At 42.2% G+C, this 14,106-nt stretch carries 14 protein-coding genes; 9 read left to right on the top strand and 5 right to left on the bottom strand.

Annotation, left to right across the window (positions count from 1 at the left end; translation table 11 throughout):
* The first annotated feature begins 88 nt into the window (after nt 1-88).
* The 3 genes from K1I94_RS03745 (at nt 89) to K1I94_RS03735 (ending at nt 5,564) form a co-directional block, all read left to right on the top strand.
* Nucleotides 89-3,040, top strand: a complete 2,952-nt coding sequence (locus tag K1I94_RS03745; RefSeq protein ID WP_223314451.1) for a CocE/NonD family hydrolase — start codon at nt 89-91, stop codon at nt 3,038-3,040.
* A 153-nt stretch (nt 3,041-3,193) separates the two neighbouring features.
* Nucleotides 3,194-3,937, top strand: coding sequence for an ABC transporter ATP-binding protein (locus K1I94_RS03740; RefSeq protein ID WP_223314450.1), 744 nt, complete (start codon nt 3,194-3,196; stop codon nt 3,935-3,937).
* A complete protein-coding gene (locus K1I94_RS03735; protein ID WP_223314449.1) occupies nt 3,927-5,564 on the top strand; it encodes a hypothetical protein in 1,638 nt (545 codons plus the stop codon). The genes K1I94_RS03740 and K1I94_RS03735 overlap by 11 nt, the downstream gene beginning before the upstream one ends.
* Nucleotides 5,565-5,646: 82 nt before the next feature.
* Here K1I94_RS03735 and K1I94_RS03730 read toward each other — a convergent pair whose 3' ends face one another.
* A complete protein-coding gene (locus tag K1I94_RS03730; protein WP_223314448.1) occupies nt 5,647-6,420 on the bottom strand; it encodes an XRE family transcriptional regulator in 774 nt (257 codons plus the stop codon).
* A gap of 103 nt (nt 6,421-6,523) precedes the next feature.
* Entirely contained in the window at nt 6,524-7,366 is an 843-nt protein-coding gene (locus tag K1I94_RS03725) for a DegV family protein (RefSeq protein ID WP_223314447.1), read from the bottom strand.
* Between the two features lie 134 nt (nt 7,367-7,500).
* Between K1I94_RS03725 and K1I94_RS03720 the strand changes: the two genes are divergently transcribed.
* Entirely contained in the window at nt 7,501-8,085 is a 585-nt protein-coding gene (locus K1I94_RS03720) for a TetR/AcrR family transcriptional regulator (protein ID WP_149565604.1), read from the top strand.
* A gap of 4 nt (nt 8,086-8,089) precedes the next feature.
* On the opposite strand, the gene K1I94_RS03715 is transcribed toward K1I94_RS03720, so the two are convergent.
* From K1I94_RS03715 to coaA, 3 genes are all read right to left on the bottom strand, one after another.
* Nucleotides 8,090-8,611 carry a DNA topology modulation protein gene (locus tag K1I94_RS03715; protein WP_223314446.1) on the bottom strand — a complete coding sequence of 174 codons (522 nt, stop codon included), beginning with the start codon at nt 8,609-8,611 and terminating at the stop codon, nt 8,090-8,092.
* 57 nt (nt 8,612-8,668) lie between these two features.
* On the bottom strand, nt 8,669-8,905 hold the full coding sequence (gene rpsT / locus K1I94_RS03710) for a 30S ribosomal protein S20 (RefSeq protein WP_002895661.1): 237 nt from the start codon (nt 8,903-8,905) through the stop codon (nt 8,669-8,671).
* A 70-nt stretch (nt 8,906-8,975) separates the two neighbouring features.
* On the bottom strand, nt 8,976-9,896 hold the full coding sequence (gene coaA, locus K1I94_RS03705; RefSeq protein ID WP_002906691.1) for a type I pantothenate kinase: 921 nt from the start codon (nt 9,894-9,896) through the stop codon (nt 8,976-8,978).
* Nucleotides 9,897-9,990: 94 nt separating this feature from the next.
* Here coaA and K1I94_RS03700 point away from each other — a divergent pair, with 94 nt between their 5' ends.
* The 5 genes from K1I94_RS03700 to K1I94_RS03680 all read left to right on the top strand — a co-directional run bounded on the left by K1I94_RS03700 (nt 9,991) and on the right by K1I94_RS03680 (nt 14,040).
* Entirely contained in the window at nt 9,991-10,578 is a 588-nt protein-coding gene (locus K1I94_RS03700) for a class I SAM-dependent methyltransferase (RefSeq protein WP_223314445.1), read from the top strand.
* A gap of 1 nt (nt 10,579) precedes the next feature.
* Nucleotides 10,580-11,857 (top strand): pyrimidine-nucleoside phosphorylase, encoded by a 1,278-nt coding sequence (locus K1I94_RS03695; RefSeq protein WP_223314444.1) that lies wholly within the window; start codon nt 10,580-10,582, stop codon nt 11,855-11,857.
* 17 nt (nt 11,858-11,874) lie between these two features.
* Nucleotides 11,875-12,537 (top strand): deoxyribose-phosphate aldolase, encoded by a 663-nt coding sequence (deoC, locus tag K1I94_RS03690; RefSeq protein ID WP_223314443.1) that lies wholly within the window; start codon nt 11,875-11,877, stop codon nt 12,535-12,537.
* Nucleotides 12,524-12,913 carry a cytidine deaminase gene (locus tag K1I94_RS03685; protein ID WP_002906685.1) on the top strand — a complete coding sequence of 130 codons (390 nt, stop codon included), beginning with the start codon at nt 12,524-12,526 and terminating at the stop codon, nt 12,911-12,913. The genes deoC and K1I94_RS03685 overlap by 14 nt, the downstream gene beginning before the upstream one ends.
* A gap of 71 nt (nt 12,914-12,984) precedes the next feature.
* Nucleotides 12,985-14,040, top strand: a complete 1,056-nt coding sequence (locus K1I94_RS03680; RefSeq protein WP_223314442.1) for a BMP family lipoprotein — start codon at nt 12,985-12,987, stop codon at nt 14,038-14,040.
* Nucleotides 14,041-14,106 lie beyond the last annotated feature (66 nt).

The raw sequence follows: 14,106 nt of genomic DNA, 5'->3' as shown, positions 1-14,106 counted from the left end.
GATAAAAGATAGAATAGATTGAAACAAAAGCGCTTACATAGTATAATGGACTTGTTATAAAAGATTCTATCTAAAGAAAGGTGTCTTTATGAGAAAGAAAAGACTAGTTACATTACTCCTGCCAAGTTTGTTACTTGCACCTTTGGTATTGGCACAAGCTGTTCAGGCGGATGAGGCGACTCAAGCTAGCAGCGAGCGCACGGACAATCTCAAGACAGAAACAGTTGCAAAGGCTTCTGAAACTGGCTCCAAGGACCAAGAGTCAACGACAGTAGAAACTTCAAATCAGACTTCTTCAGAAGATTCGGTGCAGGAAAAGCAAGACAAGGCACCGCTTGCGGCTGAGGGAACGGTACCTAGCCTTAGCCCAGCGCAGGAGCAGGAGCTTCTTGCTTTGGCTAAAGATGTCAGCTCAGCACCTTCCGCTGCCTCAACTGCTGTGAAAGGTCAAGATTTATCTGCCTATACCGGCGGTCTTTCAAATCCTTCACTCTCAGATAAGGAACTAACCCTGCAGGAGGCTGTAGATGAATTGCTCAAGTGGGCAGCAGTCAGTGAATCTCAGTTGGGTAGCAGTGCCGAGGATAGAGCAAATCTAGCAAAGAGTCTGGGGATGATTGAAAAAGAGGCTGATTTGACAGCCAGTGTCCAGGGTGCTAATCTGCAATCTATGTATTCGGTTGCCAAGCGACTGCATGATGCCTATCGCTCCGAAAAGAAAGAGCCCCTCTTTTTGAATGGTCGTTCACAGCCAATTTTTCCATATAGTAGTGGTGAAGACAGATATGAGGAGTATACTTATGAAGGCAGTGAGATTGTTCGTTTCCCAGTCTATGTAGAGACTGACTACGATACGGATGGTGACGGTAAGCTTGATTTAGTCAAGGCTATTGTGCAGCTTCCTAAAGCAGCTGCTAAGGGTGATTATAAGGCTGCGACAATCTTGGAAGCTCGTCCCTATGTCGCTGGAACCTTGGACGAAGACCATGTGACGCTAGAAAGTCTCAATCTGCCGACAAACGGTTCCTATGACATGAAGAGCCTGCGCAATCAGCCAGCTAAGCGCCAGCCAGTTTCTAGCATGAGCAGTATTGATGCAGCAAAAAGAGCAATGTCATCGGCTTGGTATTATTACAGTCCATATGAGGGGATTTATGACTATGAAAACTTGAACTGGTATGATTATTTCCTCGTCCGGGGCTATGCCTTTGTTTCTAGCGCTGGTCTAGGAACAAAAGGTTCTGAAGGTTTTAATACAACTGGCTCTGATTTAGAAATTGAAGCATTTAAAAATATTGTCGAATGGATCAATGGTAAACGAACGGCCTACACAGACAGGACTAATAATATCGAAATCAAGGCCGACTGGGCTAATGGAAAAGTCGGTATGACTGGTCTGTCTTGGGCTGGTACGACAACTTTCGGTGTGGCCACGACTGGTGTTGAAGGCTTGAAAACCATTGTTCCAGCAGCTGGAATTGCCAGCTGGTATGATTATTTCAATAGTCAAGGGTCGGCTTACACCAATCCACCCTACAGTGATTTATCTTGGCTTTCTCTCTATGTCGCTACACGGTTGCTAGATCAAAAAGACTGGGCTGCTATTAGTAACAAGTATGCTGACTACATTAATCAGTTAAATAAGGACCAGAATGCCCACGGCCGTAACTATAGTCCGGTATGGCAGGAACGAGATTATACACTGCATCCAGAAAAGATAAAAACCAGTGCCCTGCTTGTGCATGGTTTGAATGATGATAATGTCAAAACCAAACACTTTGAGCTTATGTATGATGCGCTAAAAAAAGCCGGTCAAGATGTGAAACTTTATCTTCACCAAGGGAATCATATTAATCCTGCTGCCGTATCTAGAGGCTTTGGTATTACAGCTAACAAGCAAGATTTTTATGACTTACTCAATACCTGGTTCTCTCATTACCTCTATGATGTAGAAAATGATGTCAGCAAACTTCCTGCTGTTTTAGCGCAAAATAACTATGATCCAAATAAATGGACCATTTATGATAGCTGGAAAAGCAGTAATCGTTTGATTCTGACAGCTCAGTCCAAGCGCTTAGAAGAAACGATTTCCAGTAACTACGCGGGAGCGGGAATTGATACCAGCAAGCGTGATGAAGCAGTTAGCAAAGCTTCTTCTAAAGCTAATTTGACCTTTATGACAGATGTCCAAGAGGATATGACCATTAAAGGACATATCCCAGTCCATTTCAAGGCGGCTCTGGCAAAGGGTGGAGGCAGTAATCTGCAGGTCAATGCCCTCCTAGTAGATGTATCAGACCAAGAGTTTGATGTGGTTGGAAACGGCGCAGCCAGTGATGAAAATCAGAAAGATGGCTTCTGGATGGGCAGTAATCTCAGCAATATGGATATCAAAAATTTTGCGACTGTCAAAACCAAATACAAAGTCATTGCCAAAGGATGGGTCAATCTGGCTAATCCAGAATCGGGCTATACACCGTCTAGCTCGCAAAATAGTATCGATCCTCAAATTGGTCAATTCCATGACTATACAGTCTATTTGCAGCCTAATCTCTATACGGTGAAAAAAGGTCATAAGCTGGCTCTGGTTTTCAACACGTACGACCCAAGCGACCTCACGATTGATCGTCAATATGAAGTAACTTTCAAGACGGACTCCATCAGTGCCCTAATACCTACTTTGGAAGCTAGTCGCCTGCAAAAGGCGAACTATATACCACATGCTCTTGATACTGCTTATGCAGCTCTACCAGAAATTATTGGTGCGAAATTAGTTGCACCAGCAATTTTAGAAGTTCCTGAGTATATCTTTGACAGCGAAGAAGGAAAAGAAGTTCCGTCAGTTCAGTTGGCGGTTCACTATGCAGAACATTATGATCAGGCAGTAGGAAAAGTTCAGAAGATCAGCAAGCAGCAAGCTCCAGCTACCTTACCTGAAACCGGCAGTAATTCAGATAAGGGAATTCTGCATCTTGGCCTGGCTCTGCTGGTCAGCACACTAGGTTTATCTAGTTTAGCAAAGAAATACTCACAACGTTAGAGGTTCTGTTTAAAAAAGCAGCTAGAATTTCATAGTTAGATGAAGTTCAGCTGCTTTTAGCTTTATCTTGTATCTGACCTTAGGCAGAGACGAGACAAAAAGCCGTAAAAAGAGTATACTAATCTGTATAGAAATCGGTAAAGGAGCTCTCTTATGATTGAATTTAAAGATGTCACTAAAGTTTATGAAGGAACGGTAGCTCTCAATCAGCTGAATCTGACCTTGCAGAGCGGAGAAATCGTCGGTCTGATTGGTCACAATGGCGCCGGCAAATCTACTACCATTAAGTCATTGGTCAGCGTTATCAATCCAAGCAGTGGACAGATTTTTGTGGATGGGAAAGAATTGTCCGCTAATCGTTTGGAAATCAAGAAAAAAATTGGCTATGTAGCTGATTCACCTGATTTATTTTTGCGCCTAACTGCCAATGAGTTCTGGGAGCTGGTAGCGACTTCTTACGATATGACAAATGCTGAAGTAGAAGAGCGGTTGGGAAATCTGCTCCATATTTTCGACTTTGGCTCTCATCGGTATGAGGTCATTGATTCATTTTCTCATGGGATGAGGCAAAAAGTCTTCGTCATAGCGGCACTTTTGTCTGATCCGGATATTTGGGTTCTGGATGAGCCGCTGACAGGTCTTGATCCGCAGGCAGCTTTTGACCTCAAGCAGATGATGCGGGAGCATGCAGATAAAGGAAATACAGTTCTCTTTTCAACCCACGTCTTAGAAGTTGCAGAGCAGCTCTGTGATAAGGTGGCCATTCTCAAAAAAGGAAAATTGATTTTCTACGGAACAATTGAAGAACTAAAAGGCCAACATCCAGAAAAGTCTCTTGAAACCATTTATCTTGGTCTAGCAGGCCGCAGAGAAGAGGTGAGTCCTGATGCGCATTAAAGCTATAAAAAAACTCGTTGATATCAACATCCTCTACGCCATTCAGCTGTCTCAGCTGCAGCAGTACCGCAAGATGCAAGCTAAGAATCCTGAGCGCAAGGTCAATGTATCGCTGAAGGCCATCCGCATGTATCTGATCTTAGGACTGGTCTATCTCTTTCTTTTCGGCTTGATGGGCTCCCTGAACCAACTGGTTGGCAATCCGGGCCTCTTTGCCAATTTGGTTTCCGCTTTTGCTCTCTTTTCTATGTCTCAGGGCTTTCTGGTTTTTTACAATGTCTTTTATGAAAGCAAGGACTTGCAGTCTTATCGTCCCTACGCTTTTAGCGAAGCAGAAATCATCGTCGGCAAAAGCATTTCGGTTATTCTGACCTTGCTGATTGCCATTCTGCCTATGTTCAGTTATTTCTTGGTTTTGGCTTTTCAAGGTGGCAATCCTTTCTTGGGCCTGCCTTTGGCTCTGCTTGCTATTCTGATTTTAAGTTCGGTCATCACCTTTCTGATTTTGATTGCTGTCCATTTCATTACCAAGACAGCCTTTTTCAGGAAGTACAAGACCATCCTGTCCAATGTCATTCTGGCTCTTGTTTCTGTCGGATCCTTTTTCCTCTATTTTATGATTAATCAAATGAACAGCAGAAGCGTTGTAAATCGTACAGAGGTTAAAGCTTTCTTCCCGCCAGTTCAAGCCTTTTATGATTTTATCCTTCATCCTTTTCATGCAGCTTCCTTGCTGGGATTTTTGGGATGGGTGGCAGTTGCGGCTCTTCTATTTTTTATCGTAAAGACCAAGGTGATTCCAGAGTTTTATGAGGCGGCTCTCATGACGGGTTCTTCAGTAGGAAAGCGGGAGCGCGTGCATGACATCAATATTGCGGAAGCAAAAAATCTCAAAAAGTTTGTCTGGCGCTACAATATCAGGCTCTTGAGCGAGGGTTCTGTCATTATGCAGGCCATCTTTATGTCGGCCTTTCTCCCTTACATTGTTATTTTCAGTATGGGAATGGGGATGATACAAGGCGGCCTGTCTTTGACTTCTTATCTGGGACCGCGCTTTCTCTTGCCAATGATTGCCCTGGCTGTTTTGATTGCAACACTAAACTCAGGCGGTAGCAACCTTACTGCTATTGGGATTTCTCTGGAAAGGGAAAATTTTGATTATCTCAAGGTTCTCCCCTTTGATTTGAAGCAATATATTCGTCTGAAGTTTTGGCAGCTCTTTGCCGTCCAGTCTATCCTGCCTTTGACCTTGCTTTTGATAACTAGCCTTGTTTCCGGTATGCATCCAGTGACTTTCTTGGGCATGGTGATTGTTTGGGCCTTGATTAGTCTAATGTGGAGTTCTTGGGGGTACTACCGAGACTACAAGCATCTCGTGACCAATTGGTCCAATGTCACAGAATTGATGAGCCGAGATAACAGTATGGTGAAAACTCTTCTAGCTATCGCCCTGATTTTAGGAATGTTGATTGTCATTACTCTTCTCTTCTTTATATCCAATGTTCTTGCGCCTCTGGTAATTTATATGATAGTCGCTCTAGTTTTAGCAGGCTTAGCTGTGTTGTCTTACATAGTCCACAAACACTACATGAAGAAGCTGAATGAAGAATTAGCAGTATTTTATTAAACAAGCATCAGGAAGTCGAAAGACTTTCTGATTTTTTGACTGAAAATCATCAAAATAACAGCTCTGTACATTTGCAGAACTGTTATTTGTTTTTCTTTATTTTTTCTACATTCAGTGGCATGAAAGTCGCCATAACTCGACCGATTAGTTTAGGTTCTTCCTCATGCGGGATAAACTTATCACTGTATTTTTTATTAAGGGAAATTAGACGGATACCAGATGGATCGTTGAAGACCCTTTTTATAATGGTTTGGCCGTCATAATCGATAGCATAGATAGCGCCAGCAAGTTCGAAATGAGTCTGCTTGATTAGCGCTACGGAATCTCTCGGATACTTGGGCTCTAACGAGTCAGTTCGTACCCAAAGGGCAATATCGTAGTCGATTTCTCTGTCCAGCCAGACTAAATCAGCTTGTTCTGGCTTATGCTGAGAGAGATAGTAATTTTCATAGACCAAGTAGGGGAAGTAGTCGTCCTTTAAGCTAGCTTGTGTTTCTTGCTCAGTCAGGCTAGCTTCTAGTAGCTTTAATCCTTTCTCCTGTCTGTCTTGGCCAAGTTGTTGATATATACGATTTAAATCGGGAAATTGTTGAGGGATATCTGCAATTAGTCGGTAACGAGGGTCAATTTCTTTGACCTCTACCTCAAAAAATCTTGCAATCTTTTCTAGATTGGCTGCGATAGGCAGAGATGTTCCTTTAATATAGCCAGTCAGTGTACTAGCAGGAATGCCTGTTTCACGAGATAGCTCAACTTGTTTTTTCCCTGTTTCCTTGAGAAGTTCTTTGAGTTTTTTAGAAATGAGAAGACTTGCTTCCTTGTCTTGGGGGCTTGCGGCGCCTCTTCCTCTGGCCATAATATCAACTCCTTTACTTGGTTTTATTATAGCGAATTAAATCGAAAAAGTAAAGGATTAGGTCAATTATCTTAGCCTAATCCTTTACTTTTTCGATATTTTATTAAATTTCGTAGCCCATTAAGATTCCGCCTTCTTCAGCATAGAAGCTGCAGAGACCTGAAGTCGGCACCGTTTCGATTTGAGCTTGAGGATACTTTTCTTGTACCAGTTGACTAAATTGCTGGCAGAATTTTTCGTTATTGCGGTGAGCGATGATGAGTCGGCCACCCTTGTAACCAGCTTTGAGTAGCTCTTCAATTGCAGAAGCAAGGGCTTTTTTCGGACCTCGTGCCTTTTGCAGAAGCTCTAGCGTGCCAGTCTGGCTAGCTTCACCGACCATACGGATATTGAGCAAGCCGACCACGGTTCCCAGAAGCTTGCTCAGTCGGCCGTTTTTGACCAAGTTATCTACCTTTGCCAGAACGAAGAGAAGCTTGGTTTTCTCCTGATAGCGACTAATGACTTCAACAACCTCATCAAAGCTGAGTTCTTGCTGAATGAGTTCATTGAGTTTAGTCACAAGTAAGTCCACCTCGCCGCCGGCAGAAAGACTATCAATGACATGAATTTGGGCATCAGGATGTTCTTCCAAAAAGATTTTCTTAGCAACCTGTGCACTATTATTGCTGCCAGATAGAGTTCCAGTGATAGTCACCACAAAGATTTTGTCAGCCCCCTCAAAGCTTTTGAGATAGTCATCTGGACTAGGGCAGGCAGACTTTGAAGCAGCAGAAGAAGCATACATCTTTTCCATCATTAGGTCGATATCAAGCTTCTTATCATCTATAAAAATCTCATTTTCCACTTGAATGGTCAAGGGAACACTTTCAAATTGGGTGTCTTTGGCCAAGTTTGCCATTTCACGAAAGTCACAGCCAGAGTCAGCTATAATTTTCCAAGTCATATTTTTCTCCTTTTTTGTCAAGTATGTACAATAAAAAAATTGACAAAAAATCTGTCTTTTTTTAAAATTATAACATGAAGAATGCTTACTAGAAAGCGGAAACTGTCAGCTGATACAAGAGGGAAGAAATTGTTATGTCGGAAAAGAAAATATCGGAAAAATCACTCGCGAATTTAAAGAAATACAATCAGGAATCCAATCAAATCACGAGAGAGTCTCTGGAAATTTCTCTCATGCAGCTGCTGGAGAAGAAAGAACTCAAAAAAATTACGATTTCAGAGCTGGTTGAGCGGGCAGGGGTTTCCCGTGCGGCATTTTACCGCAATTATAGCTCTAAAGAGCAGATTCTGGAAGAGATTTTTAAAAACACTGTTCAAGGTATTACGGATAAATTGGAAGAGTTTAACTTTAAAACTGAGATGTACCAGATCTGGCTTTTTCTTTTTAAAGAAGCCAAGAAAGAAGCTCGGGTAATCAGTCTAGCCATTGACTATAATTTTGAAAAGCTGCTTACTCAGGCCGTATTCGACTTTTTGGAAAAGCGCAATCGCAATGCTAAGAAATCGACTAACTCTTACATGAATTCCTTCTGGAGTTCGGCAGTTGTTTCCGTTCTTTCCAAGTGGATTAAGGACGGCATGAAGGTTCCAGCTGAAAAAATAGCTTCTTTAGGCCTACCTCTTTTCCCACAGAAAAAGAAATCAAATAAAAACAAGTGAGTCATTAGGGCTCGCTTGTTTTTAGGTTCTGTAAGAAGTTGGTTAGTTCTTTTTGATTTTTTAATTCGTAGAATTTCTGAGGAAAAGTTTGTCGGATTCTCTTATATCTTGCCAGTGCAGTCTGACGCCGTCCGTTCCAAAGAACCCAGCAGATAAACTCCCAGTCAAACTTTTCAGGGCAACCGGGAGCCATGCTTTCTCTGGTTCGATTGCGGTATTTTAGATAGCGTTTGAAAGCTCGATAGAGGCAGTTCCAGCGAGAGAAGTTCAGAAAGATGATTTGGTCGGCTTCTGCCATCCGACGTTCATAAAAACACCAAGAGTAGTTGCCATCAATAATCCAGTCGGTATTTTTTGACAAAAAATCATCCATCTGTTCACTCATCCAATTACGGTCGCTATCCTTCCAGCCAGATTGGAACTGCAATCTATCCATGTGAAGTTTGGGAATGGAGTAGTGGTTGAACAGTTGTGCTGCTAGAGTGGATTTGCCAGAGCCGGAATAACCAATAATTGCTATTTTCATCCCTACCTCCTTTATGTGAGAAACAAAAAAAGCTCCTGAGAGCTCCCTTTGTATGCATTATTTAGCAAGTTTAGCTGAAAGGCGTGCTTTATCGCGGCTTGCTTTGTTTTTGTGGATCAAACCTTTTGTTTCTGCTTTATCGATAGCTGAGCTAGCAGCACGGAAAAGTTCTTCAGATGGGTTTGCTTCAAATGCTTTGATTGCAGTACGCATAGCTGACTTTTGAGCTGAGTTTTTTTCGTTATGTTTCACGTTCAATTCAGCGCGTTTGATAGCTGATTTAATGTTTGCCAAGTTGTTTCACCTCCATTGAAAATACTAACTATCTAATTATATATGAAAAGTTAGGATTTGACAAGCTTTTTTATTTTTTTAAGTAAATTTCATCAATTTCATGATTTCCAGCTTTGTGCAGAATAATTTCTGCCCGATTGCGGGTTGGCTCAATGTAGTCTAGCAGGTTGACAAGGTTAATGCTTTTCCAGACATTATGGGCGAAAGCCACCACTTCCTCTTCTGATTGCGTGGTGAAGCGGTGGTAGTAGTTTTTGGGGTCGTTTTCAGCCAACGTCAGCATTTTTTTAAAGCGATCCAGATACCAGTTTTCAATATTTTCGACTTCTGCATCGACATAAATTGAAAAGTCAAAAAAGTCTGTCATATATAGGCGCTCGTTCTGAGGATTCTGGAAAACGTTAATCCCTTCGACGATAACAAAGTCAGCGGCCTTTACCTCTTGCATTTCCTGAGGGACGATATCATAAGTTTCATGCGAGTAGACAGGGATTTGGAAATCCTGACCGTTTTTTATGCTATCCAGAAAGGAAAGAAGCAGTTCCATATTATAGCTTTCTGGGAAACCCTTGCGGTTTAAAATGCCGTTAGCTTCTAAAATTTGATTAGGAAACAAAAAACCATCTGTGGTAACTAGCTCGACTGTCGCATTTGAAAAAGTCCGAGAAAGCAGAATCTGCAGCAACCGGCTGGTGGTGGATTTCCCAACGGCCACACTGCCAGAAACTCCGATGATAAAGGGCTGTTTCCGGCTCTCTTTTTGTAGAAAAATCCCCTTGGAAAAAGCCAAGTCTTCCTTAGAACGTTTATAAATCTGAATGAGATTGGTCAAGGGTAAATAAATGTCCGTCACGTCCTGCAGGCTAATCTTGTCATTGAAACTCTTGATAGAGTTAAGTTCGGCCTGGGTCAGAGGCGGAGTTGTTTTGCGGTGCAGGTTTTGCCAAGTATGGCGGCTGATTTTTTCAAAATGAAGAAATTCGTTAGTCATAAGTTACTCCTGTATGATGGACTTTAGTATAACATACTTTTTGGAGAAATGAAAACGATTTACAAATCTAGGAAAATTATGATAAAATGGTTGTATGACTAAAATGTATTTTGCAGAAAATCCTGATGCCAAACATGATATTCATGAATTAAATGTAGAACTGTTAGGACAGCGGCTGACTTTTTTGACTGATGCTGGTGTTTTCAGTAAAAAAATGATTGATTATGGCAGTCGGGTTCTTTTGTCTGTCTTGGACTTTGAAGCTGGAGAACGAGTGCTGGATGTTGGCTGTGGCTATGGGCCTCTAGGTTTGACCTTAGCCAAAGCGCAAGGAGTGACTGCGACCATGGTGGATATCAACCAGCGAGCCTTGGACTTGGCTCAGAAGAATGCTGAGAGAAACCAGATTTCAGCTGAGATCTTCCAGTCTAATGTTTATGAAAAGGTCAGTGGCATTTTCGACCATATTATCAGTAATCCACCTATCCGTGCTGGTAAGCAGGTTGTACATGAAGTTATCAGCGGAAGCTATAGGCATTTGACAGAAGGCGGTGATTTGACCCTTGTGATTCAGAAGAAGCAAGGAGCGCCCAGTGCCAAGTCGAAGATGGAAGCTGTTTTTGGAAACTGTGAGATTGTTAAGAAAGACAAAGGCTACTATATACTAAGGAGCGAAAAATAGGATGCGTGCTGTAGATATTATCCAAAAGAAAAGAGATGGTCTTGAACTGACCAGTCAGGAAATCCAGTGGCTGATTGAGGGCTATGTGGATGGGACTGTGCCAGACTATCAGATGGCAGCCTTTGCGATGGCTGTCTATTTTAAGGGCATGATGACTCGGGAAATTTCGGATTTAACCATGACCATGGTTGGAACTGGAGAGCAGTTTGACTTGTCAGAAATCGCAGGTATAAAAGTAGACAAACATTCCACCGGAGGAGTGGGTGATAAAGTAACTCTGGTCTTGGTACCTTTGGTGGCTAGCTTTGGTGTGCCTGTTGCTAAAATGAGCGGCCGCGGTCTGGGTCATACTGGTGGAACCATTGATAAATTAGAATCCATTAAAGGATTTCAGGTAGAGCGCAGTCAGGAAGACTTTATCAAGCAGGTGCAGGAAATCGGCTTGTCAGTAATTGGTCAGTCTGATCAGTTGGTGCTAGCGGATAAGTTGCTCTATGCCTTGCGAGATGTAACCGCAACTGTTGATACAATTCCGCTGATAGCGAGCTCTGTCATGAGTAAGAAAATTGCTGCTGGTGCAGACAGTATCCTTCTGGATGTGACGGTCGGTGAAGGCGCCTTTATGAAAAATATTGATGACGCTCGTGTACTAGCACGTACTATGGTAGATTTGGGCAAGGCGGTCGGAAGAAAAACAGTAGCTGTTCTGACAGATATGAGTCAGCCTTTGGGAACCAGCATTGGCAATCGTCTGGAAATCTTAGAAGCTTTGGATATCTTGCAGGGCAGGGGTCGTGAAGACATCACAACTTTCATTTGTGAGTTGGCTCAGATTATGCTCGGACTGGCAGATGTTGAGAAAACAGCAGAAGAAGTGAGAGAACAGTTGACTAATGGAGCTGCTTTGAAGAAATTTGAAGCTATGATTGCTGCTCAAGGCGGTGACTTGGAAGACCTCTATCGTCCATCAAGTGCAGCTCATATTATAGAAGTGAAAGTAGAACAGGCAGGTTATATCACTGAGCTGCCTGCTATGGAATTCGGACTCTTTGCTATGAGACTTGGAGCAGGACGTGCAGTTAAATCTGACGACTTGGATTATGAAACTGGAATTGTTTTCGAAAAGAAAGTCGGAGACAAGGTCGAAATTGGAGAAGTTTTCGCAAAAATTTATTCAAATGAAAAAATTTCTCAAGAACTAGTTACAGAATTTCAAAAAAATGTTAAAATAGGTGATGAAAGCGTTGCAGTAAGCGAGATTATCGAGGTTATTGCTTAATTCTAGGAGAAGCCAACATGAAATTAAACAAATACATAGACCATACGCTTTTAAAACCAGAAGCGTCAGAAGAGCAGATTCTGAAGTTAATTGAAGAAGCAAAAGTTTATGATTTTGCCAGTATCTGTGTCAATCCAACCTGGATAGAGTTTGCTGCGGAGCAGCTGAAAGGCTCAGATGTCAAGGTTTGTGTGCCAATTGGTTTTCCTTTAGGAGCCAATACTTCCGATGTAAAGGCTTTTGAAACGAAGGACGCAATCCAAAAGGGTGCGGGCGAAGTGGATATGGTCATCAATGTCGGCGCTCTGAAGTCTAAAAATTATGATTTGGTAGAGCGAGACATCCGTGCGGTTGTAGAAGCTGCAAACGGTACCTTGGTCAAGGTGATTCTGGAAACTTGCCTGCTGACAGATGAGGAGAAGGTTAAGGCCTGCCAATTAGCTCAGAAAGCTGGAGCTGATTTTGTTAAGACTTCTACAGGATTTTCAACTGGCGGTGCAACAGTCGAAGATGTTGCCCTTATGAGAAAAATAGTTGGTCCTGACATGGGCGTCAAGGCTTCTGGCGGTGCTCGTTCTTATGAAGATGCGCTGGCCTTTATTGAAGCAGGTGCGACTCGGATTGGAACTTCGGCCGGTGTGGCGATTATGAAGGGAGAAGAAGTCAGTGGCGACTACTGAGTTGATTGACTTGGCTGTCCAAGCAAGCAAAAATGCTTATGTTCCCTATTCTCATTTCCCTATCGGAGCAGTTTTAGTCGCTAAAGACGGACGGGTATTTACCGGCGTTAATGTTGAAAATGCCAGTTTTGGTTTGACCAACTGCGGAGAGCGGACAGCTATATTTAAGGCAGTTTCAGAAGGGGCTTTAGACTTCGAGGAGCTGATTGTCTATGGTGAGACGGAAAAACCCATATCACCCTGTGGTGCCTGCCGCCAAGTAATGGCAGAATTTTTTGCTGAGGATCTAAAAGTGACTTTGGTTGCTAAAGATAAATCGACGGTCGTGATGACGGTCAAGGAATTACTTCCATATTCTTTTACAGATTTAACATAAGTCTGTTATCGGTCATCTGACCAAACTCAAACTTGCAACTGTGTTGCACATCTTATTTAGGAGGTTCAGAAATGAACAAAAAACAATGGCTAGGTCTTGGTCTAGTAACTGTTGCAGCATTCGGACTTGCTGCATGTGGAAACCGTGCTTCTCGCTCAGATTCTTCAAACGCGAAAACGGATTTGAAGGCTGCTATCGTAACTGATACTGGCGGTGTTGATGATAAGTCATTTAACCAGTCTGCATGGGAAGGTCTGCAAGCTTGGGGTAAAGAAAGCGGTCTTTCTAAAGATAACGGCTTTACTTACTATCAGTCTACAAGTGAAGCGGATTTTGCGAATAACTTCAGTCAAGCAGCTACAAATGGCTATAAATTAGTTTATGGCGTTGGTTATAAATTAGCACCTGCTGTTACAGCTGCTGCTGATGAAAATGCTGATATTAATTATGTTATTATTGATTCTGTTATCAAAGACAAGAAGAATGTAGCATCTGCTGTTTTTGCTGATAATGAAGCTGCTTATCTTGCAGGTGTTGCTGCTGCAAAAACTACTAAGACTAACAAAGTTGGTTTTATTGGAGGGGCACGTGGCGAAGTTATCACTCGTTTTGAAAAAGGCTTTGAAGCAGGAGTGAAGTCTGTTAACAAAGATATTTCGGTTGATATTCAATATGCCGAAGACTTTAATAATCCTGAAAAAGGAAGAACTATTGCTGCAACCCAATATGCCGCAGGAGCTGACGTGGTTTATCAAGCTGCAGGTGGTACAGGAGCAGGTGTCTTTAAAGAAGCAAAAGACTTGAATGAGAAGAAAAATGAAGACGAAAAAGTTTGGGTAATCGGTGTCGATCGTGATCAAGCTGAAGAAGGTAAATATAAGTCTAAAGATGGCAAGGAATCTAACTTTGTACTTGCTTCCAGCTTAAAACAAGTTGGCAAAACTGTTCAAGAGATTGCTACTCAAACAGCTGATGGTAAATTCCCGGGTGGGAAAGTAATTACATTTGGTTTGAAAGATGGTGGAGTTGAATTGACAACTTCCAACCTATCTGAAGATGCTAAAAAAGCCGTAGAAGATGCTAAGAAACAGATTATTGATGGTAGTGTAAAAGCACCTGAAAAATAATAAAGATCCAGAAGCGACCCAACCTTCTTGGGTTGCTTTTTTAGGGTATTGAGACATTTTGTCTCA

Source organism: Streptococcus sanguinis (assembly GCF_019929145.1).
Taxonomy (GTDB): domain Bacteria; phylum Bacillota; class Bacilli; order Lactobacillales; family Streptococcaceae; genus Streptococcus; species Streptococcus sanguinis_U.
The sequence above is the reverse complement of the archived record's forward strand: the minus strand, read 5'-3'. Positions and strand labels throughout refer to the sequence as shown.

Bases quoted from the DNA above. Each gene is read 5' to 3' on its own strand.
- K1I94_RS03745 (WP_223314451.1), top strand. From the start codon at position 89: ATGAGAAAGAAAAGACTAGTTACATTACTCCTGCCAAGTTTGTTACTT.
- K1I94_RS03740 (WP_223314450.1), top strand. From the start codon at position 3,194: ATGATTGAATTTAAAGATGTCACTAAAGTTTATGAAGGAACGGTAGCT.
- K1I94_RS03735 (WP_223314449.1), top strand. From the start codon at position 3,927: ATGCGCATTAAAGCTATAAAAAAACTCGTTGATATCAACATCCTCTAC.
- K1I94_RS03730 (WP_223314448.1), bottom strand. From the start codon at position 6,420: ATGGCCAGAGGAAGAGGCGCCGCAAGCCCCCAAGACAAGGAAGCAAGT.
- K1I94_RS03725 (WP_223314447.1), bottom strand. From the start codon at position 7,366: ATGACTTGGAAAATTATAGCTGACTCTGGCTGTGACTTTCGTGAAATG.
- K1I94_RS03720 (WP_149565604.1), top strand. From the start codon at position 7,501: ATGTCGGAAAAGAAAATATCGGAAAAATCACTCGCGAATTTAAAGAAA.
- K1I94_RS03715 (WP_223314446.1), bottom strand. From the start codon at position 8,611: ATGAAAATAGCAATTATTGGTTATTCCGGCTCTGGCAAATCCACTCTA.
- coaA (WP_002906691.1), bottom strand. From the start codon at position 9,896: ATGACTAACGAATTTCTTCATTTTGAAAAAATCAGCCGCCATACTTGG.
- K1I94_RS03700 (WP_223314445.1), top strand. From the start codon at position 9,991: ATGACTAAAATGTATTTTGCAGAAAATCCTGATGCCAAACATGATATT.
- K1I94_RS03695 (WP_223314444.1), top strand. From the start codon at position 10,580: ATGCGTGCTGTAGATATTATCCAAAAGAAAAGAGATGGTCTTGAACTG.
- deoC (WP_223314443.1), top strand. From the start codon at position 11,875: ATGAAATTAAACAAATACATAGACCATACGCTTTTAAAACCAGAAGCG.
- K1I94_RS03680 (WP_223314442.1), top strand. From the start codon at position 12,985: ATGAACAAAAAACAATGGCTAGGTCTTGGTCTAGTAACTGTTGCAGCA.